General features: G+C 45.9%; 1 protein-coding gene. It reads left to right on the forward strand.

Translation table 11 applies throughout. The features are described from left to right. Positions 1-283, forward strand: a 283-nt coding sequence (locus tag J4G32_RS21355; protein ID WP_210497739.1) for a phage terminase large subunit, incomplete at both ends; no start/stop codon positions are given.

Below are 283 nucleotides of genomic sequence, written 5' to 3' on the forward strand. Positions count from 1 at the left end.
AACAACAAAATCATTAACCGGGTTACCGGCTCGGAATTTGTTTTTTATGGGTTATGGCGCAACATCGAAGAAATTAAGTCACTGGAGGGGATCGATGTGTTGTGGCTGGAAGAAGCCCATGCACTGACGGAATATCAATGGAAAATACTGGAGCCGACAATCCGTAAAGAGGGTTCAGAGTGCTGGTTTATTTTTAACCCTGGACTGGTCACCGATTTCGTGTGGCGTAACTTTGTGGTCGATCCGCCAGAAGATACGCTGATTCGCAAAATCAACTACGACG

The sequence above is a fragment of the Microvirga antarctica genome, assembly GCF_017921815.1.
In the GTDB taxonomy this organism is placed as follows: Bacteria; Pseudomonadota; Alphaproteobacteria; order Rhizobiales; family Beijerinckiaceae; genus Microvirga; species Microvirga antarctica.